Source organism: Thermanaerothrix daxensis (assembly GCF_001306145.1).
In the GTDB taxonomy this organism is placed as follows: Bacteria; Chloroflexota; Anaerolineae; order Anaerolineales; family Anaerolineaceae; genus Thermanaerothrix; species Thermanaerothrix daxensis.
The window spans coordinates 202,970-229,909 of record NZ_LGKO01000006.1 but is presented as its reverse complement, the minus strand read 5'-3'; the positions used below and the strand labels follow the sequence as shown (position 1 = coordinate 229,909).

At 63.1% G+C, this 26,940-nt stretch carries 22 protein-coding genes and 1 CRISPR repeat array (1 of these 23 running past the window's edge); of the genes, 7 read left to right on the top strand and 15 right to left on the bottom strand.

Annotated features, from left to right (window positions below; genetic code table 11):
• Window positions 1-3,136: direct repeats of the CRISPR family, unit length 37 nt; unit sequence GTTTCAGTATCCACTAACGGATCGAGGGGGTTGCAAC; it reaches 410 nt to the left of the window's first position.
• A 263-nt stretch (window positions 3,137-3,399) separates the two neighbouring features.
• The 7 genes from SE15_RS13665 to SE15_RS13640 all read left to right on the top strand — a co-directional run bounded on the left by SE15_RS13665 (window position 3,400) and on the right by SE15_RS13640 (window position 7,197).
• Window positions 3,400-4,455: a hypothetical protein gene (locus SE15_RS13665; protein WP_054522682.1), complete on the top strand. Its 1,056-nt coding sequence runs from the start codon at window positions 3,400-3,402 to the stop codon at window positions 4,453-4,455.
• Window positions 4,455-4,859 carry a hypothetical protein gene (locus tag SE15_RS13660; protein ID WP_054522681.1) on the top strand — a complete coding sequence of 135 codons (405 nt, stop codon included), beginning with the start codon at window positions 4,455-4,457 and terminating at the stop codon, window positions 4,857-4,859. Before SE15_RS13665 ends, SE15_RS13660 begins: the two co-directional genes overlap by 1 nt.
• 3 nt (window positions 4,860-4,862) lie before the next feature.
• Entirely contained in the window at window positions 4,863-5,267 is a 405-nt protein-coding gene (locus SE15_RS13655; RefSeq protein ID WP_054522680.1) for a hypothetical protein, read from the top strand.
• A gap of 37 nt (window positions 5,268-5,304) precedes the next feature.
• On the top strand, window positions 5,305-6,018 hold the full coding sequence (locus SE15_RS13650) for a Crp/Fnr family transcriptional regulator (RefSeq protein ID WP_054522679.1): 714 nt from the start codon (window positions 5,305-5,307) through the stop codon (window positions 6,016-6,018).
• 152 nt (window positions 6,019-6,170) lie between these two features.
• Window positions 6,171-6,326, top strand: a complete 156-nt coding sequence (locus SE15_RS14530) for a cupredoxin domain-containing protein (protein ID WP_160316717.1) — start codon at window positions 6,171-6,173, stop codon at window positions 6,324-6,326.
• A 20-nt stretch (window positions 6,327-6,346) separates the two neighbouring features.
• Complete coding sequence (locus SE15_RS13645) at window positions 6,347-6,607, top strand: hypothetical protein (RefSeq protein ID WP_054522678.1); 261 nt, start codon at window positions 6,347-6,349, stop codon at window positions 6,605-6,607.
• A 17-nt stretch (window positions 6,608-6,624) separates the two neighbouring features.
• On the top strand, window positions 6,625-7,197 hold the full coding sequence (locus SE15_RS13640) for a hemerythrin domain-containing protein (RefSeq protein WP_054522677.1): 573 nt from the start codon (window positions 6,625-6,627) through the stop codon (window positions 7,195-7,197).
• 47 nt (window positions 7,198-7,244) lie between these two features.
• On the opposite strand, the gene SE15_RS13635 is transcribed toward SE15_RS13640, so the two are convergent.
• The 15 genes from SE15_RS13635 to SE15_RS13565 form a co-directional block, all read right to left on the bottom strand.
• Entirely contained in the window at window positions 7,245-10,772 is a 3,528-nt protein-coding gene (locus SE15_RS13635; protein WP_054522676.1) for an ABC transporter permease subunit, read from the bottom strand.
• A 109-nt stretch (window positions 10,773-10,881) separates the two neighbouring features.
• Window positions 10,882-11,190 (bottom strand): phosphoribosyl-ATP diphosphatase, encoded by a 309-nt coding sequence (locus SE15_RS13630; protein ID WP_054522675.1) that lies wholly within the window; start codon window positions 11,188-11,190, stop codon window positions 10,882-10,884.
• Between the two features lie 2 nt (window positions 11,191-11,192).
• Entirely contained in the window at window positions 11,193-11,549 is a 357-nt protein-coding gene (gene hisI, locus SE15_RS13625; RefSeq protein ID WP_054522674.1) for a phosphoribosyl-AMP cyclohydrolase, read from the bottom strand.
• Complete coding sequence (hisF, locus tag SE15_RS13620) at window positions 11,546-12,328, bottom strand: imidazole glycerol phosphate synthase subunit HisF (RefSeq protein WP_054522673.1); 783 nt, start codon at window positions 12,326-12,328, stop codon at window positions 11,546-11,548. Before hisF ends, hisI begins: the two co-directional genes overlap by 4 nt.
• A complete protein-coding gene (gene hisA, locus SE15_RS13615) occupies window positions 12,318-13,070 on the bottom strand; it encodes a 1-(5-phosphoribosyl)-5-[(5-phosphoribosylamino)methylideneamino]imidazole-4-carboxamide isomerase (protein WP_054522672.1) in 753 nt (250 codons plus the stop codon). Before hisA ends, hisF begins: the two co-directional genes overlap by 11 nt.
• Window positions 13,071-13,082: 12 nt before the next feature.
• On the bottom strand, window positions 13,083-13,703 hold the full coding sequence (gene hisH / locus SE15_RS13610; RefSeq protein ID WP_054522671.1) for an imidazole glycerol phosphate synthase subunit HisH: 621 nt from the start codon (window positions 13,701-13,703) through the stop codon (window positions 13,083-13,085).
• On the bottom strand, window positions 13,696-14,316 hold the full coding sequence (hisB, locus tag SE15_RS13605; protein ID WP_054522670.1) for an imidazoleglycerol-phosphate dehydratase HisB: 621 nt from the start codon (window positions 14,314-14,316) through the stop codon (window positions 13,696-13,698). Before hisB ends, hisH begins: the two co-directional genes overlap by 8 nt.
• On the bottom strand, window positions 14,297-15,415 hold the full coding sequence (hisC, locus tag SE15_RS13600; protein ID WP_054522669.1) for a histidinol-phosphate transaminase: 1,119 nt from the start codon (window positions 15,413-15,415) through the stop codon (window positions 14,297-14,299). The genes hisB and hisC overlap by 20 nt, the downstream gene beginning before the upstream one ends.
• Complete coding sequence (gene hisG, locus SE15_RS13595) at window positions 15,412-16,446, bottom strand: ATP phosphoribosyltransferase (protein ID WP_054522668.1); 1,035 nt, start codon at window positions 16,444-16,446, stop codon at window positions 15,412-15,414. Before hisG ends, hisC begins: the two co-directional genes overlap by 4 nt.
• Before the next feature lie 302 nt (window positions 16,447-16,748).
• Window positions 16,749-17,156, bottom strand: a complete 408-nt coding sequence (locus SE15_RS13590; RefSeq protein ID WP_054522667.1) for an OsmC family protein — start codon at window positions 17,154-17,156, stop codon at window positions 16,749-16,751.
• 58 nt (window positions 17,157-17,214) lie between these two features.
• Window positions 17,215-20,676, bottom strand: coding sequence for a diguanylate cyclase (locus SE15_RS13585; RefSeq protein ID WP_054522666.1), 3,462 nt, complete (start codon window positions 20,674-20,676; stop codon window positions 17,215-17,217).
• A gap of 238 nt (window positions 20,677-20,914) precedes the next feature.
• Window positions 20,915-21,898, bottom strand: coding sequence for a 6-phosphofructokinase (gene pfkA / locus SE15_RS13580; RefSeq protein ID WP_152965643.1), 984 nt, complete (start codon window positions 21,896-21,898; stop codon window positions 20,915-20,917).
• Between the two features lie 148 nt (window positions 21,899-22,046).
• Entirely contained in the window at window positions 22,047-22,448 is a 402-nt protein-coding gene (locus SE15_RS13575; RefSeq protein ID WP_054522665.1) for a cytidine deaminase family protein, read from the bottom strand.
• Entirely contained in the window at window positions 22,445-26,341 is a 3,897-nt protein-coding gene (locus SE15_RS13570) for a DNA polymerase III subunit alpha (RefSeq protein ID WP_054522664.1), read from the bottom strand. Before SE15_RS13570 ends, SE15_RS13575 begins: the two co-directional genes overlap by 4 nt.
• Window positions 26,342-26,463: 122 nt before the next feature.
• Window positions 26,464-26,934: a calcium-binding protein gene (locus SE15_RS13565; protein ID WP_054522663.1), complete on the bottom strand. Its 471-nt coding sequence runs from the start codon at window positions 26,932-26,934 to the stop codon at window positions 26,464-26,466.
• Window positions 26,935-26,940: the final 6 nt, after the last annotated feature.

The window sequence follows — 26,940 nt, the reverse complement described above, 5'->3', positions numbered from 1 at the left end:
TTTACTGGGATCCTATACCTGATGTTGAGGTTTCAGTATCCACTAACGGATCGAGGGGGTTGCAACCGGGAACGGGTTGCGGCGTCCAATCCCCCCAGCGCAGTTTCAGTATCCACTAACGGATCGAGGGGGTTGCAACGGAGTTGACAGTGGGGGAAAACACAGCCGTTTTGACGTTTCAGTATCCACTAACGGATCGAGGGGGTTGCAACCAGGATCAACCTGCCGTAACTGCTCGAGCCGCTCACGTTTCAGTATCCACTAACGGATCGAGGGGGTTGCAACTTATTGACTACATGATGTACTCCGATCCAAATCTCGGTTTCAGTATCCACTAACGGATCGAGGGGGTTGCAACTACTGGTGGCAGCGCTCCCCCAGTTCCCGCCAGGGTTTCAGTATCCACTAACGGATCGAGGGGGTTGCAACCTTGCCGACCTCCACCTGCACGTTCAGCCCCTCTGCCGTTTCAGTATCCACTAACGGATCGAGGGGGTTGCAACCCTGTTTATGATGCGCCCCAAGTAGCCTGCCTGAAAGTTTCAGTATCCACTAACGGATCGAGGGGGTTGCAACTGAGCAAGGCAAGGAAGCCCTACGTGATTACCTGGAGTTTCAGTATCCACTAACGGATCGAGGGGGTTGCAACTCGTCAACCAGTTTTTGGTGCCTCAGATGCTTGATGGTTTCAGTATCCACTAACGGATCGAGGGGGTTGCAACCACGAGAGAGAACAAGCGCCCTGCTGAAAATTTGCAGTTTCAGTATCCACTAACGGATCGAGGGGGTTGCAACTCCGCCGATGAATATCGTGAAATGCTCGCAGATCTGTTTCAGTATCCACTAACGGATCGAGGGGGTTGCAACCACCTGGGCCTTCGCCCTCGAATGCTACAATCCATTGTTTCAGTATCCACTAACGGATCGAGGGGGTTGCAACATTGCAGGGATTGAGACGAATTAGCCAGCGAATTGTGTTTCAGTATCCACTAACGGATCGAGGGGGTTGCAACTTGGGCGGCGCACTGGGATTTGCCCAGCCCTACAATGTTTCAGTATCCACTAACGGATCGAGGGGGTTGCAACTTGGGCGCGCTGTGGGGATGCTTTGTACTGCAAACTGTTTCAGTATCCACTAACGGATCGAGGGGGTTGCAACCGAAAGGGCGTCAGGTGTTCGTGCGCGGCGTCCCGAGTTTCAGTATCCACTAACGGATCGAGGGGGTTGCAACGCTCTTGCGCCGGGTTCAGCCATCGAACCGTCGAGGGTTTCAGTATCCACTAACGGATCGAGGGGGTTGCAACCATTTTCCCTGCTTACTATATAATCTGAACAACACGTTTCAGTATCCACTAACGGATCGAGGGGGTTGCAACCTCTCCCGGCTGTCACGGCCCGCGGCAGGCTTCCTTGTTTCAGTATCCACTAACGGATCGAGGGGGTTGCAACCTGAACATTAAAAGTCTCACCTTCACCGCCCTGAAGTTTCAGTATCCACTAACGGATCGAGGGGGTTGCAACTGGTGCTGGACGCGGGCTTGAGCATTGTCGCAATGGTTTCAGTATCCACTAACGGATCGAGGGGGTTGCAACCAAGCCCTCATTCCGAAACTGCGAGAGCAAATACGGAGTTTCAGTATCCACTAACGGATCGAGGGGGTTGCAACAATTGGTATTAGCCCTCAGGTACGCGCGATACCTGAGTTTCAGTATCCACTAACGGATCGAGGGGGTTGCAACAGACATGCAGGCGCGTCACTAAAAACGCCTCTTCGCGTTTCAGTATCCACTAACGGATCGAGGGGGTTGCAACCCATTGCCGTTCGAGCCGCCCCACCCGTCCCTCTGCGGTTTCAGTATCCACTAACGGATCGAGGGGGTTGCAACTGCCAGCGTCACGGTATATGCCCTGCCTGCCTGCAGGTTTCAGTATCCACTAACGGATCGAGGGGGTTGCAACACGTTAGCATTCAGCCGCTCACTGTAACCAGTTTCGCGTTTCAGTATCCACTAACGGATCGAGGGGGTTGCAACGCACACCAGCGGCGGCTGGTGTCGGTTGATGAATACGTTTCAGTATCCACTAACGGATCGAGGGGGTTGCAACCGCTGGATCGTGAAGGTCTCACCCTCACCGCCTTGAAGTTTCAGTATCCACTAACGGATCGAGGGGGTTGCAACTCAGCAATACACTGCGTAACGTCATCAATAACCTAAGGTTTCAGTATCCACTAACGGATCGAGGGGGTTGCAACAGGTTTAGCCATTGCTCACGCTCCTAATCTCAGGGAGGTTTCAGTATCCACTAACGGATCGAGGGGGTTGCAACCGTGATGACGGTCGGGACAAATGCGACGCTGTTAATGTTTCAGTATCCACTAACGGATCGAGGGGGTTGCAACTCGTGTCCTGGTAGGACAGCAATTTAGATGCAAACTGTTTCAGTATCCACTAACGGATCGAGGGGGTTGCAACCCCCCGCCAAACGACACCTGCAGGCGACCATATTCATGTTTCAGTATCCACTAACGGATCGAGGGGGTTGCAACCGTTGATGAGTTTGTACCAATCTGCTTCGGCCACCTGTTTCAGTATCCACTAACGGATCGAGGGGGTTGCAACCACTATCAACGACCGAAGAAGTCGTAGTGGCTCTTGAGTTTCAGTATCCACTAACGGATCGAGGGGGTTGCAACTCATCATGGATGTACTGGTTAACGGCGATTATGCCTGTTTCAGTATCCACTAACGGATCGAGGGGGTTGCAACCTTGGCGTCGGGGTTAAGAGCAAGGTTGTCCTAGTGTTTCAGTATCCACTAACGGATCGAGGGGGTTGCAACCCAGTGAGGCGGATTTAGTCCAGTCGCTGAGACTGGGTTTCAGTATCCACTAACGGATCGAGGGGGTTGCAACCTATGTTTCAACCGATACGCCATACTTTGGACTATTTGTTTCAGTATCCACTAACGGATCGAGGGGGTTGCAACATCAGTTTATACAAGTCACCTTCAGCAACTTCCGAATGTTTCAGTATCCACTAACGGATCGAGGGGGTTGCAACAAGCATACAACGGTGACTATTGGGGCGCGTTTGTAAGTTTCAGTATCCACTAACGGATCGAGGGGGTTGCAACCCAGATTTTCAACCCTTATTATACCATAAAATCTCAAAAAAACGTTCTACGTGCTTCTAGAAGGCCATTTTTAACCCACTCCTTTCTCTCCCTCTGCACCGCGTTCGCAAATCGCATTTTGCTTAAAAAACCGGGGGGATTTGCGAAAAAAGATCCCCCTTGCCCCCGGGAGGTGCCGCGCCACCTACTCAGCCGGGTTCGTCCCTCTCTTTGCGGCAGCGCAAGGACGGTTTCCCTCTCATCAACGCAAAATTAGTTTACCGATGCGTCCGATCCGCCTTCTCCTGCTGCTGGCTTTCCCGGCACTGCTGGCGGCCATCTGGGGCGGTTGGCACCGCCTGGGATGGAGATTGCCCACCCCACCGGCACTGACCACCGCCCACGGCCCGTTGATGGTTCTGGGATTTCTGGGAGCGCTCATCCCCCTGGAGCGCGCCGCCGCCCTGCGCCGCCCCTGGATGCTGGCCGCACCGCTGATGGCCGGCGCTGGCTGGGTGGCCTTGCTCATCGCCCCGCGCCCGGGAATGTTCCTCCTCACCCTCAGCAGTTGGGTCACCGTGCTCATCCTGGGGGTCATGCTCAAACAAGAGCCGCGCCCACACACCCTCACCATGGCGTTGGGCGCGCTGGCCCTGGCAGTGGGAAATGCACTCTGGCTGGCTGGCCAGCCCATTTTCAAAGTGGTCTACGCCTGGATGGCCTTTCTGGTCCTGACCATTGCCGGCGAGCGCCTGGAACTGAGCCGCGTCCTGCGCCCCTCCCCCGCTCAGATAAGCGCGTTCCTGGCCGCTGTGGTGCTTCTGACCCTCGCCACAGGCCTCATTTGGATCAATCTGGATAGGGGTGCCCGCCTCTTCGGGCTGGGAGCAGTCGTATTCGGTCTGTGGGGTTTGCGCTACGACCTGGCGGCGCGCAACCTGCGCCACCCGCAACCGCTCACCCGCTACATGGCCGTTAGTCTTTTCAGCGGCTTCATCTGGCTAAGCGTGGCCGGCCTCCTTCTCCTCATCCTGGGCGCACAGGTCGCCGGGCCGCTCTACGATGCTCCCCTGCACGCCCTCTTCGTCGGCTTCGTGATCACCATGATCTTCGCCCATGCCCCCATCATCCTGCCCACCCTGTTGGGACGCTCATCGGGCTTCACGCCCTTCTCCTACCTGAACCTGGGGCTCCTGCACGTCTCCCTCCTCCTGCGCCTGGTCGGTGACCTGACCCTGCAGCCCACCCTGCGCAGTTGGGGTGGGTTGTTCAACGGCGTGGCCATCCTGCTGTTCTTATTTTTCACCCTGGTCGCTCTCATGCGCAAGCGAGGTGCTTGATGCCCACCATCACCCGCTGGTTCGTTAAAACCTCCTTCGTATTTCTGGGAGCCGGCCTGGCCCTGGGGGTTTACCTGCTCCTCCCGGGCCGACCTGTGGGCGGGCTTTTTCCCGTCTATCTCCATCTGCTCACCGTGGGCTGGCTCACCCAGTTGATCTTCGGCATTGCCATCTGGATGCTGCCCAAATTCAGCCTGGAACGTCCGCGTGGCTATGAGGGCCTCAACTGGCTGGTTTACATCAGCCTGAACTTGGGATTGGGACTGCGGGCCATTTTTGAGCCCCTACCGATGGAGGCCCTGGCCCCCTGGCGCGGGGTAGCGCTGGCCGCCGCCGCGGGGCTGCAGTGGTTGGCCGGGGTGGTTTTCGCCGCTCAGGCCTGGGTGCGGGTCAAAGGACGGTAAGCCATGCCCCTGCTTTCCCGCATTGCGGTGCGCCTGGCGCTGATCAACCTTGCTCTGGGGATCACCTCGGGGGCGCTGATCCTGGTCCAGAAGGGGCTGGGCATCTTGCCGTGGACCTGGGCCACTCTGCCAGCGCACGTGGAATGGATGCTGGTCGGCTGGATGACCCAATTTGCGCTGGGGATCGCCTTCTGGATTCTGCCGCGCCTGCCCGGGCCGGCCCCGCGTGGCAACGAGGTGCTGGTCGCATTGGCGCTGGGGCTGCTCAACCTGGGCCTGGGGCTGATCCTAGCAGCAGCGTTCCTGCCCTGGCCCGGCAGTGGCGGCGTGGGGCGCCTGCTGGAAGCACTGGGCGTGCTGATATTCGGGTGGGGAGTTTGGCCGCGCATCCGCGCCCTGCACACCTGATCTGGGCCAAAACGGCATTTTAGGGTATATTTGGAGTGTGACCTACACCCCCACCGAGATCGAAACCATGCTTCAGCGGGTGGAGGCGCTCCGCCATGCTTCCCCCGAGGAGGTGCGCACGCTGGTTCGCCTGGGCCTGCCGCGCGCGGTGGAAGAAGACGGCTTCTTCTTTTTTCAGGATGACCCGGCCGAGCGCGCTTACATCCTGCTCGCAGGTCGGGTGAAAATGATCCAGGTCACCCCCGCGGGTCAGCAGGTCACCCTGCGCACCATCGGCCCCTACCGGCTATTCGGTGCCATCGGCGCGGTGAACCCCACGGCCACCTACCCCGCCAGCGCCCAGGCCTTACAAGACAGCCTGGCCTGGGGCATCGCCAGTTCCGATTTCCGCCGCCTCCTGCAGAACAACCCGGCGCTCCTGCTGGACCTGACCCACATGACCACCGACTACCTGCGCGAGATGCAGGAACGTTACCGCGAGATGGTCACCGAGCAGGTGGAGCAGCGCATCGCACGGGTGGTGGTGCGCCTGGCCGGCCAACTGGGGCGGCGCATTCCCGAGGGGATTGAACTTACCTTCTCGCGCCAGGACCTGGCCGAGATCGCCGGGACCACCCTCTACACCGTCAGCCGCGTGCTGAGTGGCTGGGAAAAGCGCGGCCTGATCCTGACCGGGCGCGAACGCCTGGTGATCCTCCACCCCCACGCCCTGGCGCAATTGGCCGCGGGCAGTCTGCCCCCCGCTCCCTGACCCCTCACCGGCCACCCGGCGACCCACCGCCCACCGGAATACTACCCGCCCAGAGTTTGCCCCAGCGCAAAGAGCCGGCGGGCTTTTTCACTTAATATCAGGGCTGAAAGAATCCTCTGAATTAAATCGCCCATGAGGCCAAGTCGGCAGAGATGGTGGAATTCAACATCGAGGTGCCCGGTTGTGACATCCCGGTGGATCATGCCCTCTCACGCCTCCAGCGTGGCCTGGCCGGCTACCTGATCGTCGAGGGCGAACCCAACCCGGAGATCTTCGCGACCACACTCGTGCCCGGCAGTGGTCACTAGTAATAAAGGGAGGAGCCCCCATGGAACGCCCCCGCATCACTCCGTACACCCTGGTTGCCGAAGCCCTGGCCCTCGGGCGGGAGATCGTGTTGCTCTTCCTGGAGTGGCGCACCGAGTGCGTGGGGTGCTCCCTGGTGCGCTTCTGCACCCTGGAAGATGTCAGTCGCTACTACGCCTTAGATCTCGATGCCATGATTCAGGAAATTGAAACCGCGCCGAACACGCTCGAGGCGTCCGCAAGTCCACCCCTTAGATCTCGATGCCATGATTCAGGAAATTGAAACCCGGAGCATTGCCCATGGAAGCCACTCACATCCTTAAAGAAGAACATGAGGTCATCGAACGCGTCATCGCAGCGCTGGAAAGCGCCGTCCAAAAATTGCAGGCGGGCCAGGATCTTCCGCCCACCTTCTTCCTGGAAACGGCTCAGTTCGTGCGCGGCTTCGCCGATGGCTGCCACCACAAGAAGGAAGAAGACGTGCTGTTCCCCGCCATGGTCGCCTACGGCATGGCCGTGGAGGGGGGCCCTATCGGGGTGATGCTGGCCGAACACGAGCAGGGACGGCGCGCCATTCGCGCCATGGTTGCCGCCGCCGAACGCTGGGCCAAGGGTGACCCTGCCGCTCGCGCCGAGGTCGTGCGCCACGCCCTGAAATACACCGCGCTACTGCGCCAGCACATCGAGAAAGAAAACCACATCCTCTTCCCGCTGGCCGAGGACATTCTGCCCATGGAAACCCAGGCGCGACTGGTCGAACGCTTTGAACGCTTGGAACACGAAGAGACCGGGGAGGGCATTCACGAGAAGTACCTGGCCCTGGCCGAGCGCCTGTGCACCGGGGTGGGGCTCTCCGGACACATCCACTCTTAGAGCCCCCACTCCCTTGCGCGGCGGGTTGCCCCGCGGCGCCCTTTTTTCTACCACCCGCTCATTTCACGGCTGAGCATGAGCAGGCTCAGCGCCGTGGTCTGACCCACCTTGCGCAAACGCTCCGGGTCAATGGAATTCAGATCATCCTGAGGGGTATGCGCCCATTGATCGGCGCCATCCCAACTGATGTAGGCGGTCAGCGCCGAGCGCCCTCCAAAGCCGGCCTGAACGGGCAGATCGGCATGCGGACCGCGCCCACGGGTGGTGAGGCCCACCCCCAGGCGGCTGGCCGCGCGCTGGAAAAGCCGCACCAGCCGGTAACTGCTTCCCTCCCCCAGGAGCATGTGCTTCCCCGTGCCTGCAGCCACCCCACTGAGTTCCAACACGGCCTCCACCGTGAGCGAACTGAAGCCGGTTTTTGCATTCATGACGTTGACCACGCTCAAGCCCTCACCGCGTTCGCCCCCTGCCCAGGCCACAAAAACCACCGCGCGCTTGGGTGGGTAGGGGCTTTCTTTCAAGAGGCGCGCCAATTCCAGGAGCGCGGCCACGCCACTGGCATTGTCATTGGCGCCGGGGTAAAGCGTGCCATCCGGGCCCACCCCCAACCCATCATAGTAGGCACTCACCATGATCACGTAGTGATCCAGGTTAAGCCCTCCCGGCACCTGAACCTCCGAGCCACTGCCGGGCAGATAACCGATCACATTGTAGTAGTTTTCATCCACCCCCGAATCCAAGGTAGGCAGGACCTGCATCTGCACCACCGCCCCCGGTGGGGTGAGCGCCACCTCACCCGCCCGCAGTTCGGCGGCGGAGGCGTAAAAATCGGCCAGGGTGCTCCCCGCCGTGGCCAGCAGGACCTCAGCCGCCTGGGGACTGATCCACATGATGGGCTGGCGACACAGGCCGCGCATGGCCTGGGGGTAGAGGAAGCGCCGCTGCAAGTTATGCGCATCCTCACTGATGACCAGGATGCCCGCGGCAATCTGCGGGGGCAGGCGCTCAAAATCCTCCTCGCGCATCAGGAGGATGTACTCACGCAGGTTGCGCCGGTTCAGCCCATAGGGATCCGTGGGGGACTCTTCCAGTAACGGCCCGGTGGTCACCCCAATAACGCGCCCCTGAGCCACCCCCGCACAGGCATGCGGCACCAGCCGTTCGGCAAAATCCTGACGGTAAACGAAAGACAGCAGGGAATGCCCTTGCGCATCCAGAAGTTCCAGGCGGGGGGGCTGGGTAAGATGGTAGCGCGGGTTCACCAGGGTCTGGATGTAGGTGTTGTTATCACCTGCCGGCAGGAGGCCAATGGCTTTCATTTGATCGGCAATGTAGCGGGCCGCAAACTCAGCGCCCGGCGTACCGGTTTCGCGCCCGCCCATGGCCGGGTCGGTAAGCGCCCGGATGTGCGTCAGGGCGCGCTGCGCATCAAACTGCACGGCCACGCGCTTGTACTGGCTGAGCGGCGTGGTGCCGGCCGTGGCCCAATTCAGGACCACCCCAATCACAAGCAGCCCCGCCAGGACATACCGATTGAATAGGCGCATCAGGTTCAGGTGCACCTCTGCCAGCAAGCGCCGCAGTCCCTCGCCCCACAGGTTGAAAGCCAGGATGGTGAGGAAAAAGGCCACCCCCGGGTACCAGGCCATCCAGGGATAACTGCGCCACCAATCGCGGATGTTGGCAAGCAGGGCGGCCCACTCGGGGATATCTGAAAAGCGCGCAATCACCGGCATCATCCGCCCGGTTTCGGCAATGGCGAGCTGGTACCCCCCGCCCAGGAAGATATTGAGGAAGCCCAGTTCGGCCAGGAGCATGAGCACACCCCCCATCTCCAGCACGGCCATGGTGATCAGCGCGGGGAACAACTGCGGCAGAATGTGGTAGAGCAAGATGCGGCGCGTGCTGGCGCCAATCACCCGGGCCGCCTCCACGAAAGGCTGAGGCTTCAGGCTGAGCACCTGACCGCGCACCATTTGGGCAATCTCTCCCCAACCCACCAGGCAGATCGCCACGATGAACACCCAGGCGCCCTGCTGGATGCCCAGGGCCTGGATGACGATCATGGCAAAGAGCGTGAGCGGAAAAGCCGCCCACACCCCCACCGCGCGGGAGATCAAACGATCCAGCCACGAGCCCTGCCACCACCCGGCCAGCAAGCCGAGCAGTGTGCCCAGCAAGATGCGCGCCAGCATGCCCCAGAACGCCAGGGTCAGGGTAGTTCGCGCCCCGTACAGCACCAGGGCTTGAATATCCCGCCCAATGTGGTCGGTGCCCCAGGGGAAAACCGAAGAGGGCCGATAGGGAGGTGCCCCGATCTTGCCCTCAATCATCATCACCCCATGAATTTGATACGGGTTGGCCGGGGTCAGGCGGGGGCCAAACACCATCAGCCCCACCAAGCCCAGGACAAGCCCCGTGCCGAGCACCAGCGCGGGGTTGCCCAGAATGCGGCGCACCCACCAGCGCCGGCGAGCGCCCTGCGTAGCCGCCGAAGGCGCCTCCATTACCACCGGCACGGTCCGTCGAGGCAGTGCCGCAAGCCCGATGCGTTCGCGCGGTTTGCGCCACGTGTGCACCCGCTGCCACAGATCGCGCCAGGCCGCCACCATCCGCGCCCAGCGCTGTGCCCAGGTGGGGCGCTCCTCTTCCTGGTGAAGGTCGTTCTGACGCAGGCGCGGATCCAACCAGGGGTAGAGCACCTCAACGATCAGATTGACCCCCAGAAAGAGCAGCCCCAGTAGCAGGATGAAATCGGTCACCAGTGGGATCACACCCGCCTGAATGGCTTCGATCAGCGTCAGGCCTACGCCGGGCCAGAGGAAGAAGAATTCCACAACCGGCAGAGTGGCCAGCGAGTAACGCAGGGAGGTGGCCGTGGTGGTGAAGAAGGTCACCCAAATATTGCGCAGCGCATGGCGGGCGCGAATCAGCCGCCGGGGCAGGCCTTTGGCCTGGGCCACGCGCATGAAATCCTGTCCCTCCACTTCGGCAAGCGCCACACAGGTGACTTGAGCGATCTGAGCCAGCGGACGCATGGCCAGCACCAGCGCCGGCATGAGCATGTGCGCATCCCAACCAAAGCCGGTAGGAGGCAGGGGCGGAGTCCCCAACCGGCGGGCCAGGGCGATGTTGAACACCCACAGCAGCATGCCCAGGAAGAAACTGGGCGTGGAGATGCCCAGGATGGAGAGCACGAGCAAGAGGGTGCGCCCCAGGCTGCGCCGTTCGGCCATGGCCACCCCCAGGGCAAAGCCCAGGATGGCCGCCAGCCCCAACGAGAAAAGGAGCAGGCCGGCACTGCGCCCAAAGATGGTCAGCACCAGCGCAGCAGCCGTCCACTCCTGGTGCTTCCACACGTAAGTACCGGGGTGATGAAGCAGGTAATCGGCCAGGCTGACCAGCGCCTCGCCGGCTGTCTGGAGCGGTTGCGCGGGCAGGCCACTGCGCCCGCGTTCGGCCAGCAGGAGGCCGAGGATGGTGAGGTAGGCAATGACCAGCAGGGTTAAGGCTGCTTCACCCAAACGACGTAACAAGGTTCGAGCCAGATGAGAGCGGACCGACGCAGATGGCATAAGATGGGCTCAAGCGGGAGCAAAATTGAGGATCGGCAGATGGCATCCCCACCGCAGGCAGGCATGTGCCCTGTGCCTTATTTTACTCCCACCCCTTTTTTAAAACGTTTCAAGCCGGGTTTTCCGTGCCGCCGCTCCGCTGCAGGTGGCGGCGCATCAGTTCGGCCTCCACATCCGCCGGGCGCAGGCCATGCAGGGCCAGCAGTACCAGCAGGTGGTAGGTCAGGTCGGCTACCTCCTCCACCAGGCGCTGATCGCCCTGGCCCTTGGCCGCCACAATCACCTCAATGGCTTCTTCGCCAACCTTTTTCAAAATCTGGTCCTCGCCGCGGGCCAGCAGATGGCTGGTGTAAGAATCGGGGCGCGGAGCATCGCGGCGCTCGCAAATGATCTCATACAGCCGTTCCAGCATGCTCATGTTCAGGCTCCTGTCTCAACGGAGGGATCGGCCGCCAGGTCTTCCAGGCGACGGTAAAAGCAAGTGCGGTTGCCGGTGTGGCAGGTGGGGCCCGCCGGGCGGACGCGGATGAGCAGGGCGTCGGCATCGCAATCCACGCGCACCTCCACCACTTCCAGGGTGTGCCCCGAAGTCTCCCCCTTACGCCAGAGAGCGCGGCGCCGGCGCGACCAGAAGTGCACCTGCCCACTTTCCAGCGTGTGGGCCAGCGCCGCGGCGTTCATCCAGCCCAGCATCAGCACCTCGCCGTTGGCCGCATCCTGCACAACGGCCGGGATCAGCCCCTGCGCGTCGTAGTTCAGAGCGGGCAGGCTGTTCATACGGCCTCCCGGAAGGGACGGATGGGAATGCCGCGCGCGGCCAGAAAAGCCTTGAGGTGCGGGATGTGCACCAGCCCATCGTGGAAGAGCGTCGCCGCCAGGGCCGCATCCGCCCCGCCGGTGGTCAGCACCTCGGCAAAGTGCGCCTCGCACCCCGCCCCGCCCGAGGCAATGATCGGCACGGGCAAGGCCGCAGCGAAGGCGGCAGTCAGTTCCAGGTCGTAACCGGCGCGCGTGCCATCGCGATCCAGGCTGGTGAGCAGGATCTCCCCGGCCCCCAGTTCCACACCACGCCGCCCCCATTCCAGGGCATCCAGGCCGGTGGGGGTGCGGCCACCGTCAATCATCACCTCCCAGCGCGGGGGGGTACTGCCGGGCACGCGGCGGGCGTCAATTGCCAGCACCATGCACTGGCTGCCAAAGCGCGCCGCGCCCTCGCTGAGCAGATGGGGCTGGCGCACCGCCGCCGAATTCAGGCTGATCTTATCCGCCCCGGCCAGCAGCAGGCGGCGCATGTCTTCCAGCGAACGCACCCCGCCGCCCACCGTTAGGGGCATGCGGACCTGCTCGGCCACCTGCGCCACCAGGTTGACGACCGTGGCGCGCCCGGCGGGGGTGGCTTCAATATCCAGGAAGACCAGTTCGTCGGCACCCAGCGCATCGTAAAGTGCGGCTTGTTCCACCGGGTCTCCCGCATCGCGCAGGTTGACGAAATTGACCCCCTTAACCACACGCCCCCCTTTGACATCCAGGCAGGGGATGATGCGCTTAGCCAGCATGGGACGCCTCCGCCAGCAGGGTAGCCAGATCGAGTTCGCCGGTGTAAAGCGCGCGCCCGACAATCACCCCTGCCAGCCCTCGCGCGCGGGCCTGGCGCACCTCCTCAAGGTGGGTTACTCCCCCAGCAAGGATGACGCACAGGCGCGGATCGCGTGCCAGCGTCGCGGCGGTATCCAGGTTGGCACCGGTCAGCATACCATCACGCTGTACGTCGGTAAAGATGACCCAACGCAGGCCGTAATCGGCCAGGCGCGCGAGCACCTCGGCTGGGTCATACGGCGCGCTGCGCTGCCAGCCATGGATCTGCACCTCCCCCTGGCGCAGGTCAAGGCTGTAAGCGATGCGCTCGGCTCCCCAGCGCGCAATGGCCGCCGCCAGCGTCTGCGGCTGCTGGATGGCCAGCGTGCCCAGAATGACGCGGCCCACTCCCATCCCCAGCAAGCGGGCAATGGCTTCCATCGAGCGCACCCCACCGCCCACCTGGATCTGCGCATCGTACTCTGCCGCCAGCGCGGCAATTTGGGCAATGGCCACTTCGTTGGCCTGGGCCGCCGCCGTCTCGCCCAGCGCGCCATCCAGGTTGATCACGTGCAGCCAGCGCGCCCCGGCGGTCAGGAAGCGCCGGGCCACCTCGGCGGGGTCGGTGCTGAACACCGTCTCGCGCGCCGGGTCGCCCTCTTGCAAGCGCACCACCCGCCCCTGGCGGAGATCAATGGCCGGAAACACGGTAAATTCAGGCATCGGGAACCTCCCTCACAGGCTCAAGAAATTGCGCAGCAGGCGTTCGCCCACCGCCTGGCTCTTCTCGGGGTGAAACTGCACCCCGAACAGATGATCCTGGGCCAACGCGCTGACAAAATCCAATCCGTAATCCGTCAGGCTCAGTGCGACCGCTGGGTCGGACACCTGGCAGTAGTAACTGTGGTTGAAGTAGGCGTAATCGCCGGGGCAAAGCCCCTGCCAGAGGGGGGATGTGCGCTGCGGCCAGAGCTGGTTCCAGCCGGTATGGGGCACTTTGTAGCCTACCGGCAGGTCAAAGCGCACCACCCGCCCGCGTACCAGGCCCAGGCCGGCATGCGCCCCCATTTCCTCACTCACTTCCAGCAGGGCCTGCATGCCCACACAGATGCCCAGCAGGGGGCGCCCTGCGGCCGCCACCTCACGCAGCGCCTCCTCCAAATGGCGCTCACGCAGGCCGCGCATGAACTCGCCAAACGCCCCCACCCCCGGCAGGACCACCCGCTCGGCACGGCGCACCACCTCGGGATCGTGGGTCAGCGTGACCACCGCACCGCACTTGCGCAACGCCGCCACCACCGAGCGCAGGTTGCCCGTCCCCGCATCCACCACCACAACCGGGATTGGCTCAGACATCCAGCACCCCCTTGGTGGAGGGAATCTGACCCTGACGGCGCGGCTCCAGGCGAGTGGCAGCGCAGAGGGCCCGCCCCAGAGCCTTGAAGAGGGCCTCGGCCCGGTGGTGGTCATCCCGCCCATAAAAAACGCGCGCATGCAGCGCACAGCGAGCGCGCTGGGCAAAGGACTCCAGGAAGTGGGCAAAAAGACTGGTGGGAAGTGTCCCCAGTAAGGGGGCCTGCCAGCGCACCTGCACCACGGCGTAGGGCCGGCCAGAAAAGTCCACCACCACCCGTGCCAGGCTCTCATCCATGGGGGCGTAGAAAAAGCCCATGCGGGTTAACCCGGCGCGTTCACCCAGAGCGCGGTCGAACGCCTCGCCTAGGGTCAGCGCCACATCTTCCAGCGTGTGGTGAGGGTCAATGTGCAAGTCACCCTGCGCCTCAATCTCCAGGTCAAACAGACCGTGGTAAGCCAGTTGCGCCAGCATGTGGTCCAGAAAGCCGATGCCGGTTTGAATGCGGTGCCGGCCGCTGCCATCCAGGTTGAGCGCCACACGGATGCGCGTTTCGGCAGTTTCGCGGCGCACCTCCGCGCGCCGACCTGCCGGTTCAACGGGATCGGGAATCATCGCCAAGCCTCCTTAAGACCGCGATCAGCGTGTCGCTATCTTCAGGACGTCCCACGCTGATGCGGAGGTAGTTTTGCAGATAGGGGGTATCGAAATAACGCACGAAGATGCCCTCGGCGGCCAGGGCTTCCTTGAGCACCCGCGCCGGGCGGTCTAGAACGCGGCAGAGGATGAAATTGGCCTGTGAGGGGATGGGCCGGAGATACGGAAGGGTGGAGAGCAAAGCCAACAGACGCGCCCGCTCGCGGCGCAGGCATGCCACACGTTCGGCCAGAGTGTCCAGGTCCCCCAGCGAGGCAATGGCGGCGGCGCTGGCGGCAACGTTGACGTTGTAGGGCTGTTTGGCCTTCCACAACGTGGGCAGTAGCCATTCCGGGAAGACGCCGTAACCCACGCGCAGGCCGGCCAGCCCGGCCCACTTGCTAAAGGTGCGCAAGACCACCACGTTCTCGCGTTCGAGCGGGGCACGGATGCTGCTCAGGCGCTCCCCCAGGCGCCCGCCATCTTCGGCAAACTCGATGTAGGCCTCATCCAGCACGATCAGCGTGGGCCAGGTAAACAGGCGCGCCAGGGTGCCGGCATCCAGCAGACTGCCATCGGGGTTGTTGGGGCTGGCGAGCAAGACGGCCTTGGGGCGGTAGGTGAACACGGCCTGCTCCATCGCTTCCAGGTCCAGGCTGAAATCGGGGCGGCGCGGGATTTCGATCACCTCGCCGGCATTGAGGCGGGCATCAAAGGCATACATGCCGAAGGTAGGCGGTGCGATGAGAATGCGGTCGCCGGGGCGGAGCAAGATGCGCAGGAGCAAGTCAATCAACTCATCGGCGCCGGCACCGGCCAGGATGTGGGCCATCGGCACGCCCAGAAAATCGGCTAGGGCCGCGCGCAGAGCCCGGCTCTCCGGATCGGGGTAGATGTGCGCCCATTCCAGGTGCGCCAGAGCCTCCAGGGCGCGCGGCGAGGGGCCATACGGGTTCTCGTTGGCGTCCAGTTTAATGATCTCATGCGGGGCACGCCCGTAACGCGCCGAGAGCACCTCGAAAGGTTCAATGGGGGTGTAAGGAGGGAGTTGATCCAGGTGGGGTGCAATTTGCATCATGCCTCCTCCTGAAAGGTGTAGGGCAGGGGAGGGGGCGCTTCCCGCTCCAGGGCGCGCAGCAGGGCCATGTAGCGCGGAGGCTCCTCATCGAAGATGTAGGTGACCGGGGTTACCACCACGCCGCTCCCCCCAACGGCGCGCAACTGGTTTACCGCCTGGAAGATCTCGTCCTTGCGCACCACCACGTGAACGGCATACCAATCGCCGTTGCCACCGGGAGTGATGACGGGGGAAAGGGTGGGGCCCTGCAAACCGCGGATGGTGCAGTGATCGAAAATGCGCTGGGCCACCTCCTGGGGCGATTTACCGCGCATATTGGCGAACACAGAGTAGTTATCGGCGGCGCGCAGGTGGGCTTCGATGAATTCGAGCAGGTGGCGCGCCAGGCTCAGCGCGGCGGGGTTGTGCTTGAGGGTGGCAAAATTGGCAATGAGGACGGCTTGAGAATCGAGAATGCGCCCGCTTTCCAGGGGACGCAAGCGGTTATCGCGCAGGGTTTGCCCGGAAGCCACCAGATCGCTGATCAAATCCGCATAGCCGATGGCAGGGGCGGTCTCCAAGGTGCCCTCGGCGGAGATGAGGGTATGGGGGATGCCGTGGCGGGAGAGGAAATCCCCACTTAGGCGAGGAAACTTGGTAGCCACACGCAGGGGACGGCCCAGGATGGTCGCGTGGCGGCGCAGGTCATCCAACGTCCACACATCCTCCCACGTCTCGGGGATGGCCAGGTAGAGACTGCACCCGCCGAAGCGCAGGGCCTCGTGCAGGATCAGCAGGGGGGTGGGCAGGGGAGTTTTTTCCAGCACCATATCCAGCCCGGTGATGCCGAAATCCACACTGCCATCAGCCACGCTGGCAACGATATCGCCGGGGCGCTGGAAGAGGACTTTGAGATCGGGCAGGCCGGGCAGGAGGGCCTCATACTGACGCGGGTTGGGTTTATAAACCGGCAAGCCGCAGGCTGCCAGGAACGCCAGGGCATCTTCGGCCAGGCGGCCTTTGGAAGGGAGGGAGATACGAAACGACGCCATACGCAACACTCCGCATGGGAATAGAAAACTCCCTCCGCCGATCGGCGGAGGGAGGCTTGTGCGGGAGGGGAATAAGAGGAGCGGACCTCGCTGCCGATCAGGCGGAGGGGAGTGCGTGCAAATGATGATGGAAGCGAACGATCCGCAACTGCATGATTGGCTCAAGTTTACGTAAAGGGCGCAAAATTGTCAAGGTTTCGTGTTAGTTCACATAAAATGTTACCGAAGTATCCTCGTTCCTTCAAAACAAAACGTTACCAATCCTCAAATTTTACCATCCGCCCAAGAGCACTGCCCCCTGCTCAGGCCTCTTCAATCTCGTAATCGTAGGTGATCTCGGCGCTGCCGCGCACCGTGGCCGCAACCGAGCAGTATTTCTCCTCCGAAAGGCGAATGGCCTGCTCCACTGCCTCCGGGGTCAGATCCGGCCCGCGCAAGGCATAATGCACGTGTATCTTGCGGAACGTCCAGGGTGGTTCAACCTCCTGCTCCCCGTGTACGCTGATGCGCAGGCCGCGCAGGTCCAGGCGCTTCTTGCGCAGAATCTCCACCACGTCCACGGCTGTGCAGGCGGCCAATGCCACCAGGAGCAATTCAGAGGGCTTCATACCCACCCCCTCATCCGGCGTCGAAAGCACCACGCTGTGGTGGGTCGAATCCATCCCCACAAACCGCTTGCCGCCAATCCATTCAACCGATGCCGTTGCCATGCAGGCCTCCCAAAATAAGATAGATGAACGGCCCTAGTTTAACCGTAAACCCCCAATTTCAGGAAGCCAATGCACCCCCGTTTTCGTGCACCGTCCCGCGCGGGTGGAGCAGACTCAGCGCCCGTCGCACCATCCCTTCTACCGTAAGGCCCTGCCACTCCGCCCGTGCTGCGTTCCCCGCCTCTTCGGTCACGGCCGCGCGGTCCAGGTCGCGGTAAACCACCTCGGCCCGTTGGCGAATTTCATGCACGGCCTGAGGATGCCCCCTCAGGCTCTCCAACAGCGCCAGGGCGTGCGCGATCTGCCCCTGCCGCGCCCACAGCGCGGCCACGTTGGTCAGAATCTCCAGCAGCAGCGGCCAGGCCTGGCTGTTCAAAGCCACCACCAGACCCTCACCAAAGGCATGGGCCGCCGCCTCCCACTCCCCCAGCCCGGCGTGGACCTTCCCCAAAGAATCCAGCACCGCCGCACTCAGAGCCGCCGCCCCCACCCGCCTGGCCATCTCCAGACTCTCGGTGAGCCAGGCGCGCGCCTGCACAAAATCCCCCTCCTCCAGGGCCACGTTGGCCAGGTTGTTCAACGCGCGAGCGACCTGGCCCTCGTAGCGCAGCGTGCGCCCCAAATCCAGCGCTTGGCGGAAGTACGCCGCCGCCAGCGCATTATCGCCGCGCTGATAGGCCGCCACCCCCAGGTGATTGATGACCTCACACACCGCACGCAGGTTACCCGCGCGACGGAAAAGATGCAGTGCCCGCTCCAAACGCGCCTGGGCTTCCTCCAGCCGCCCCAAGGCGCGCAGCGTGCTGGCCAGGCTATCCAGCGCCAGGGCATGCGCCTGGACTTCATTCTCGGCATCCAGCAGAGCAAGCGCCTGCTCCAGGTAGCCCAGGCTTTCCTCGTAATGTCCCAGGTGGTAGGCAAATTCCCCGCGCCGCACCAATACCTGAGCCAGGAAGCGCCGCGCTTCTGCCTCAACGGCGACCTCCTCTGAAGCCAGCGCCAGCAGGGTCTCATTCAGCCAGTGAGCCGCTTCCAGGAAGCGCCCGCGTGTGCCCAGCAGGGTACTGAGCGTATCCAGCGCTGCGAGCAACCAGTCGTAACGACGCCGTTCCAGCGCCCACGCCCAGGCCTGGCGCAGATTCGGGTAATCCTGCTCCAGCGTTTGCAGAGCCCGGGCTTGCTCGGCCCCATACAGCCGGGCATTGGCTTGTGCTGCCCGCCACAGCATCCACTCAGCATGGCGGTAGCGGGTTTCCTCCTCCAGCTCGGGCAAAGCGTGCAGATGATCTCTGGCATACTGGAGCAAGATCGGGTGAGCCCGGTACCGGCCCTCCGGCTCCAGGCTCAGGTAGGCTTTACCCGCCAGCCCATCCAGAAAGAAGATTGAGGCCCCTGCCACTACCCGCGCCGCATCGGTGGTAAAGCCACCCTGGAACACGCTCAACCGCATCAGCACGCGCTGCTCCTCCGGCGAGAACAGATTCCAGAACGAATCCAACACCCCCCGCAAGCGGTGCTCCCCGCCCGGACTCAGGCTCAGGTCCTCCGACCAGGGGGGGCGCTGGCGGATCAGGCGCAGGGCTTCGGCACAGCCGAGTGAAGCCGCCCACGCCGCCACAATTTGAATGGCCAGCGGCAGCCCTCCGCTCAAATGGCATAGTTCTGCCACCTGCTGGCGCTCATCCCCGCTCAAGGCAAAGGCAGGCTGAAGCTGGCGCACCCGCTGCAAGAACAATTCCACTGCCGGATAGGTTTCCAACCCCTCTGCCACTGCCGAAGGGGGGCAGGCCAGCCCGCGCAGTGGATACAGCCACTCCGCCGGCAGGTGCAGCGTCTCCCGACTGGTGACCAGCAGGTGAACGCGCGGCGCACCATCCAAACACTGCAGCAGGAAGGTGCGCAATTCGGGGTAGTGCTCCGTATCTTCCAATAAAAGCAGCAGGTGACGCGGGCGCAGGTGATCCAGCAGTTGCTCCCAGAGGGAAAGAGCGGGATAATGGAAGGTCAGACCAAGCACCTCACCAAGGCCCAGGGCCACATCTTCGAGTGAGTTGGCCTCCGCCACCGAATAGCGGAAGACCCCATCCGGAAAATCATCCAGGTGCTCCCAGGCCACCTGCATCGCCAGACGGGACTTGCCCACCCCGCCCGGCCCAACCACCACCGCCAGGCGGCGTTGAAACACCATCCGTTCCAACGCCCAAAGCTCCTCTTCGCGCCCCACAATCGGGGACCACAGCAGGGGTTCAGGCAGGTTATGCGGAGGCCGCGGCGGACGCAACTGCGCCGGATCCAGCCCTGCCCAGGCCAAAGGCGCCTGAAACTGCCACCCGGCCAGGGTGGGCAGCAGCACCTGATGCGCAATCAGTCCCTCGATCAGATCTTCCAGCGCGCCGGGCAGACCACTGCTGGCCGCATGCAGCCAGGCCAGGAGATCCGGCGCAGGTTCCATCTGCAACGACTGGCGCACCCACAGGCGCGTGCCGTATTCCGAAAGCGGACCCAAACGGATAACGGAAAAAAGTGAGGCGCGGAAATCGCCCGCCATACCTTGGGTGGTGTAGACCACCCCCAGCGGCCAGGGCGTTTCTTCGCTCAGCAAGGCCCGGATCGCCTGCAGGGAAGCCGCATCTATCCAGGCGGGGTTGTCCACCGTGATCAGCAGGCCGCGCGCGTTTTGGCGCGCCACTTCACGGAAGAGAGCGGCAAAAAACGGCGCCAACCCCTGCGCAGGGCGCACCTCTAGCGGCCAGGTGCGGGCGGCTTCGCTGAGTGCCCCCAGGTGGCGGCGTGAGAGCGCCGGGTTGCCGTTCAGGGCCAGCACGGCCAGCCCGCGCAGATGTGCCAGGCGCCGCACTTCTTCCAGAAAGCGCGTCTGGCCCCCTTGCGGAGGGGCTTCAATGCGCAAAACCCCACGATAATGACTTTCCAGATCGTTGAACCAGGTCCGCAGTGTCCCCAGGGCCGCTTCGCGCTCGATCAGGCGCGGCGGCACCAGCGGCAGGTAGCGCCATTCCAGCGCCGGGCTGTACGGCCCGACCACCTGCCCCTTTCCGCTACGCTTGGCCTGGTAATGACGCCGATCCGCCACCCCCAGCAGAGTCTCGATCTCCGTCCCATCCTGCGGGTAGAGGGCCACCCCCAGGCTTAGGCGCAGGCGCAAGGGAGGCTCGCCCGAGAACTCCTGATTTTGAACGCTGGTGACCAGCTCTTCCCCCAGCGCCACCGCGGCGCGGGCTTCCAGATTGGGCAAGAGGACTAGAAACTCATCCCCGCCGTAACGCACGACCAGGCCGCGATCGCCCAGAAAAGCGCGCAGGTGCGCCGCCAGCGTCGCCAGGATGGCATCGCCGCGAGCGTGGCCAAACGCATCGTTGATGGACTTAAAATCGTCCAGATCCAGAAAAAACAGCGCCCAAGGCCGCTCAGGGGGCTGGGCCCGGGCCAGCACGGCCTGCACCAACGGCATCAATGCGGCGCGCGAATAAACGCCGGTCAGGGTATCTAGGGGTAAGTCCACATTCCACCTGCACTTTCTATCTCTCCCCGTTTAAAAACGGTGCCTGTATGGACGCCCTGAGGAACGTTCGGGAACGCTTCCATCTCCCGGCGCCGGTGAAGGGTAAAGAATAAGCGCCATATACAACCGCCCAACGTTCTCTAAAACGCATAAACCCTCTTGAAAGGGGCGGGATGCGTGCGGGAATGACGAGGGTTGTTGAGTTAAGCGCTACACTCCCCCTGACGGTCATCAGGGGCTACCGCGCCAGCGTTATCGCCATCTGGTAGTATTCCATGGGCAGTTCGCGCTTGCGGCTGGCAACATCGGCCAGGTCAACCGCGACCACCTCGCGGCCGCTCAGCCCCACCATCACGCCGCGCCGTCCTTCGCGTAGGAGTTCCACTGCCCTGGTGCCCAGGCGCGAGGCCAGCAAACGGTCAAAAGCGCTGGGCTTGCCGCCACGCTGAATGTGGCCCAGAATGGTCACCCGCATGGTGAATCCCACTTCCATCTCATCAATCTGGCTGGCCAGTTGCGCGACCGATGGGCGCGCTCCTTCTGCCGCCACAATGATGGCGTGGGTCTTCCCACGGCGGTACGCATCTTGAATGGCCTGAGCCACCGCCTCCACCGAGGTTTCAATCTCCGGGATGAGCACCAGTTCGGCCCCACTGATGATGCCGGCTTGCAGGGCCAGGTAGCCCGACTCGTGCCCCATGGTCTCGACCAGGAAGGCGCGGTTGTGCGAGGAAGCCGTATCGCGCAGTTTGTCAATGGCATCCACGATGGTGTTGAGGGCCGTATCCACACCGATGCAGATATCGGTGCCGTAGATGTCGTTATCAATGCTGGCGGGGACGCCCACCACCGGCACGCCGCGCTGATGCAGGGCCAGCGCCCCACGCTGACTGCCCCCACCGCCGATGACAACCAGCGCATCCACCCCGGCAGCGTTGAGCTGACGCAGTGCCTCCTGCTGGGCAAACGGTTCCAGGAAGGTCTTACTGCGCGCGGTTTGGAGGATGGTGCCGCCGCGCTGGAGAATGCCGCCCACGTCGCGCGCGCCCAGCGGCGTGAAGTTGCCCCGGATCAGCCCATCAAAGCCCCCCACCACGCCCAGGACCTTCATTTCGTAATTCAGCGCCGTGCGCACCACGGCCCGAATACACGGGTTCATGCCCGGGGCATCGCCCCCGGCGGTCATCACGGCCAGCGTGCGAATTTTCGGCGTTGCATCCATGCCGTTCTCCCTCTGCATAATTGCCTGATCAACGTGCTGTGCGTTGCCCTGGATTGTACCCGACTCTCCGCCGGCGTGGAAGGGGCACGGGTGGCGGATTTAATCCCCGGGGGCGGGTATGACCCAACCCGTGGCATGGGGGATGACGCTACACACCCACATAAGGGTGGGGCAGTAAATCTGCCAGGCACACCACCCAGTGCTCGCCCAATATGACCTCGGTGTGGGCCAGGTTGCTCTCGTCAACCTGAGCCATGAATTCGCGGCAACGGCCGCACGGCGGGAGCACGCGTCCCCCTTCGCCCACCGCCACGATTTTCGCAATCGCCGTTTCGCCCGCGGTGACCATCGCCGCAATGGCGGCGTGCTCGGCACAAAAACCGATCCCACTGCTCACGTCTATGCACACCCCATAATACAGGTGTCCTCCGGCGCTGAGCAGGGCACAGGCCACCGAGCCGGCGGAGTGACCAAAACCCAGGGCTCGCGGGTAGCACAGGCGCTGCGCCGCCGCGATCATCTCTGCCGGGGTGAGATCGGGCGTGCTCATTGCACCCGGATGGTTTCCATGAAGATGTTGGTCTGCCCCACCAGGCGCACCAGGCTCTGGATCAGTTCCGGGGTGATGCCGGTGCTCTCGTTGGGAAATTCCAGCAGGTAGCGCGCGCCCCCCTCGAAGACCCAAAAGGCAAAGCGATCCCGCCCGGGCGAGGAGCGCAGCAGGTAGTAGGCGTGCCGGATGCGGCGCACATCGCGCACCTTATCACCGCTGGAGCGGAAGACCAGCGTGATCATGCGCAGATCCACCGGCAGGGTGGTGCCATCGGCGGCCAGCGGCGCTGGCGGCAGCAGGTAATCCACCTCGCCCATCCAGGGCGGCGGGGGCGGCTCAAAGGGGCCTGACGGCTCGGCAGCGGGGCGCGCGGTCCCGTTAGTGCCGGGCGCGGACAGGAGCAAATCGTCCACCGCATCCTCCGGTGCATGGCCCGCCCGCACCTCCAGCAGGGCCTTGGGCAGGGCGTCGTCGGCAAAGAGGGACTCCACCTCGCTCTCCGCCTCCTCCACCGGCGGGAGCAGATGCCAGTCATCCGGCTCCGGCGGCGGAGGTGGGATGGTGTAGGGCGCCCGCTCCTCACGCAGGGTGGGCGGCGGCACAGGGGACAACCCCTCTTCGTCCTCCACCGCCACAGCCGCGCCGAACGGCGATTCGGGCAACGGCGAAGCGGGCGGCGAGGCTTCCGCCGCTTCGGGCGAGAGCACCTCCAACGTATCCACCAACACGGCCGGCTCGTCCTTGCTCAGGTCCAGCGTTCCGCTGACCAGCACCACCTGATCGCGCGCCAGCAGACCGCGGTACTGCTCCCAGGCTTTTGGGAAAAGCACCAGTTCCAGGGTGCCCTGCAGGTCCTCCAGGGTGACAAACCCCATTGCCTTGCCGCTCTTGGTCTGGTAAGTGCGCCACTGGCTGATCAGACCGGCCACGCGCACCTTCTGGTGGTGAGCGCCGTTGGGCAAATCGGCCGAAAAGTGGGTCACCTCACGGCGCAAGCGCCCCAGGTAGGGCATCAGCGGATGCGAAGAAACATACAGCCCCAGCAGTTCACGCTCCCATTCGAGGTACTCGCGCGGGTTGACGTGGGGCAGTGCCGGCAGGGTGATGGGCTCTTCCACCCCGGCAACCGCGCCGAAGAACGAGAGTTGCCCGCTGGCCAGGGCGCGGAAGTGGCTGTGGCTGAGCGCCACCAGGCGATCCAACACCTCCAGAATGGCCTTGCGCGGGCCCAGGGCATCCAGTGCCCCCACCCGCACCAGGCATTCGAGGGCACGCCGCCCCACCTGGTGCAGATCTACACGGCGGGCAAAATCGTTCAAATCACGGAACGGGCCACCCTCACGCCGCGCCGCCAGGATCAATTCCACCGGCCCCTGGCCCACGTTCTTGACCGCACCCAATCCGAAGCGGATGGCCGCCCGACCGTCCGGGCGATCCTCAATGGAAAAATCGTACTCGCTGAAGTTAATATCCGGGGGGAGCACCTCAATGCCCATGCTGCGGCAATCGGCCACGTAGAACGCCACCTTGTCGCTGTCGTTCATCGAGGCCGAGAGCAGGGCCGTCATGTACTCCACCGGGTAATGGGCTTTCAGGTAAGCCGTTTGCACGGCAATGATGCCGTAATCGGCAGCGTGGGCCTTGTTGAAGCCGTAGCGGGCAAACTCTTCCCAATCTGCGAAGATGGCTTGGGCTGTGGCCTCTTCCATGCCCCGCGCCACCGCACCTTTGATGAATTTATCGCGGTGCTTCTCCAGTTTGTCCTTCTGCTTCTTGGCAATGGCCTTGCGCAGGTCATCCGCTTCTGAGAGCGAGTACCCCGCCAGTTCCACCGCCGCGCGCATGATCTGCTCCTGGTAGATGGGGATGCCGTAGGTCTCCTCAAAGATCGGCTGCATGGCCGGGTGGCGGTAGGTCACCGGCTCCTCGCCGTGCATGCGGCGGATGTAGGAGGGGATGAATTCCAGCGGGCCGGGGCGGTAGAGCGCCACCATGGCAATGACATTGGCCAGCGTCCGGGGACGCATTTGCATCAGGTAGCGCGTCATCCCCGCACCTTCTAACTGGAAGACGCCCGCGGTGTGCCCCTCGCTGAGGAATTCGTAGGTGCGGGGGTCATCCGTGGGAATGTTGCTCAGGTCGAGGTGCACGCCGTGGCGCTGTTCGATCAGGCGGCAAGCGCGCTGCATGATCGTCAGCGTCGCCAACCCCAGAAAGTCCACTTTGAGCAGGCCCAGCGATTCGAGAATGGACATTTCGAACTGGGTGACCGTCTTGATTGGGCTGTCTTCATCCCCGCCGGTGGGACGGTGCAGGGGCACGTACTCGATGGCCGGGCGGTCGGTGATGATCACCCCCGCCGCGTGGGTACCCGCGTTGCGGATGGAGCCCTCCATCTGCGCCGCGGTGTCAATCAACTCTTTGAGGTAAGGCGCTTCCTCGTAGAGCGCCTTTAGTTCGGGCACCTGCTCCAGTGCCTCCAGGATCGAGACCGGCTTGCCCGGCGTGTTGGGGATCAACTTGCTGACCCGATCCACCTCGCTGAGGGGAATGTCCATCACCCGCCCCACATCGCGGATGGCCGCGCGCGCCCCCAGGGTGCCAAAGGTGATGATCTGGGCCACCCGGTCATCGCCGTAACGGCGGGCGCAGTAGGCCAGCATCTCGTTGCGGCGGTCATCCTGGAAATCAAGGTCGATATCCGGCATGGAGATGCGCCCGGGGTTGAGGAAGCGTTCGAAGATCAGGCCGTGCTCCAACGGCTCCACATTGGTAATATCCAGCACGTAGGCCACCATCGAACCCGCGGCAGACCCGCGCGCGTTGTACCAAATGCCCTGACTGCGCGCATAGCGGCACAGGTCCCATACAATGAGGAAGTAGGCATCGAAGCCCATCTCGTGGATGACTTTGAGTTCATACTCCAGGCGCTGACGCACCTCCGGGGCATTGGCCCGCGCGCCGTAGCGCCGCTGTAACCCCTCTTCGCACAGATTGCGCAGGTAGGTCTGAGTATCGTACCCCCCCGGCACCTCAAATACCGGCAGGTGGTAGCCCTTGGGCGAGAGGTCCACGTTGGCGCGCTCGGCCACCCACAGCGTGTTTTCCAGGGCCTCCGGCACCTCGGCAAAAAGGCGCGCCATCTCGTCGGGTGGGCGCAGGTAGTAGGTGGGGTCGGTCATGCGGAAGCGATTGGGGTCGCTGAGCAGCGCCCCGGTCTGGATCGCCAGCAGAATATCCTGCAGGCGGGCATCTTCGGGGTTGATGTAGTGCACGTCGTTGGTGGCAATGAGATGCGCCCGGTAGCGCTGGCGCAGCTCGAGCAGTGCGCGGTTGACCTCGTGGAGTTCGGGAATGTTGTGGTGCTGCAACTCAATGAAAAAGCGCTCACGCCCAAAGACCTCAAAGTACCAGTCCAGGCAGCGCTGGGCGGCTTCGTGTCCTTGCCTCATCAGGGCCTGGGGCACCTCGGCGGCCAGACAGCCCGAAGTGGCGATCAGGCCCTCGGCGTGGGCGGCCAGAAACTCCCGGTCAATGCGCGGGTACTGGTAAAACCCCTCCAGTTGCGCCGCCGAGGCAATGCGCAGCAGGTTACGGTAGCCCGTCTCGTTCTCGGCGAGCAGGAGCAGGTGGTAGGCGGAACGATCTATTTTGGGATCGCGGTCCTGCATGCGGCGCGGTGCAAGGTAGGCCTCCATCCCGATGATCGGCTTCACCCCTGCCGCCTGCGCCGCATTGAAGAACTCAATCACCCCGTACATGGCGCCGTGGTCGGTAATCGCCACGGCGGGCATTCCCAACGCCTTCACGCGCTGAACGAGTTTTTTAACATCGCTGAAGCCGTCCAGCAGCGAGTATTGCGTGTGGACATGCAGATGGACAAAAGACATGCCGAACCCCTAAACCTCATGCGCTCGGGATGAATCACGGGGACGCTAAGATTATAGCATGGGGGGACCAAGCCCCACCGGCGGGGGGCTTAAAAAATGGGGGTTTTTAAGAGAAGCGTCGGCTACGGGTATATCTCCTCACATGAGTCGAAACTATCGGCCCCACCCCTACCGTAGCAGATATCATACCCGGGTCCGCCGATCAGCACGTCACTACCCGGGCCGCCGTCAAGCACATCATCTCCGGGGCCACCGATCAGCACGTCATTACCCTGGTTCCCATAAAGGGCATCATTCCCGCCCCCGCCCAAAATACAATCTCCGCCCTGGTTCCCGTTAATCACGTCATTGCCCGGACTGCCCAAAATCAAATCGTTGTTTTTGGTGCCATTGAAGGCGCCGCTGCCCACTATCAGGTTGCTCAGGCTGAGCGCGGCGCAGGCTTCCGGCTTGAGCGCATCGGCCGTGACGGCAAAGCGGCTCTCTCCCAGCCAGGTCGGCGGGACCACGTTAGCGGCGCTGGCCGCCACGCCCACGCTCAACAGCAAAAGCAGCACCAAACCCGGCAGCACCATCCAACCGCGCCTGCGCATGTCCAC

Excerpts from the sequence above, each read along its gene's own strand:
- SE15_RS13665 (WP_054522682.1), top strand. The coding sequence starts at position 3,400 with ATGCGTCCGATCCGCCTTCTCCTGCTGCTGGCTTTCCCGGCACTGCTG.
- SE15_RS13660 (WP_054522681.1), top strand. The coding sequence starts at position 4,455 with ATGCCCACCATCACCCGCTGGTTCGTTAAAACCTCCTTCGTATTTCTG.
- SE15_RS13655 (WP_054522680.1), top strand. The coding sequence starts at position 4,863 with ATGCCCCTGCTTTCCCGCATTGCGGTGCGCCTGGCGCTGATCAACCTT.
- SE15_RS14530 (WP_160316717.1), top strand. The coding sequence starts at position 6,171 with ATGGTGGAATTCAACATCGAGGTGCCCGGTTGTGACATCCCGGTGGAT.
- SE15_RS13645 (WP_054522678.1), top strand. The coding sequence starts at position 6,347 with ATGGAACGCCCCCGCATCACTCCGTACACCCTGGTTGCCGAAGCCCTG.
- SE15_RS13640 (WP_054522677.1), top strand. The coding sequence starts at position 6,625 with ATGGAAGCCACTCACATCCTTAAAGAAGAACATGAGGTCATCGAACGC.
- SE15_RS13635 (WP_054522676.1), bottom strand. The coding sequence starts at position 10,772 with ATGCCATCTGCGTCGGTCCGCTCTCATCTGGCTCGAACCTTGTTACGT.
- SE15_RS13630 (WP_054522675.1), bottom strand. The coding sequence starts at position 11,190 with ATGAGCATGCTGGAACGGCTGTATGAGATCATTTGCGAGCGCCGCGAT.
- hisI (WP_054522674.1), bottom strand. The coding sequence starts at position 11,549 with ATGAACAGCCTGCCCGCTCTGAACTACGACGCGCAGGGGCTGATCCCG.
- hisF (WP_054522673.1), bottom strand. The coding sequence starts at position 12,328 with ATGCTGGCTAAGCGCATCATCCCCTGCCTGGATGTCAAAGGGGGGCGT.
- hisA (WP_054522672.1), bottom strand. The coding sequence starts at position 13,070 with ATGCCTGAATTTACCGTGTTTCCGGCCATTGATCTCCGCCAGGGGCGG.
- hisH (WP_054522671.1), bottom strand. The coding sequence starts at position 13,703 with ATGTCTGAGCCAATCCCGGTTGTGGTGGTGGATGCGGGGACGGGCAAC.
- hisB (WP_054522670.1), bottom strand. The coding sequence starts at position 14,316 with ATGATTCCCGATCCCGTTGAACCGGCAGGTCGGCGCGCGGAGGTGCGC.
- hisC (WP_054522669.1), bottom strand. The coding sequence starts at position 15,415 with ATGATGCAAATTGCACCCCACCTGGATCAACTCCCTCCTTACACCCCC.
- hisG (WP_054522668.1), bottom strand. The coding sequence starts at position 16,446 with ATGGCGTCGTTTCGTATCTCCCTCCCTTCCAAAGGCCGCCTGGCCGAA.
- SE15_RS13590 (WP_054522667.1), bottom strand. The coding sequence starts at position 17,156 with ATGGCAACGGCATCGGTTGAATGGATTGGCGGCAAGCGGTTTGTGGGG.
- pfkA (WP_152965643.1), bottom strand. The coding sequence starts at position 21,898 with ATGGATGCAACGCCGAAAATTCGCACGCTGGCCGTGATGACCGCCGGG.
- SE15_RS13575 (WP_054522665.1), bottom strand. The coding sequence starts at position 22,448 with ATGAGCACGCCCGATCTCACCCCGGCAGAGATGATCGCGGCGGCGCAG.
- SE15_RS13570 (WP_054522664.1), bottom strand. The coding sequence starts at position 26,341 with ATGTCTTTTGTCCATCTGCATGTCCACACGCAATACTCGCTGCTGGAC.
- SE15_RS13565 (WP_054522663.1), bottom strand. The coding sequence starts at position 26,934 with ATGCGCAGGCGCGGTTGGATGGTGCTGCCGGGTTTGGTGCTGCTTTTG.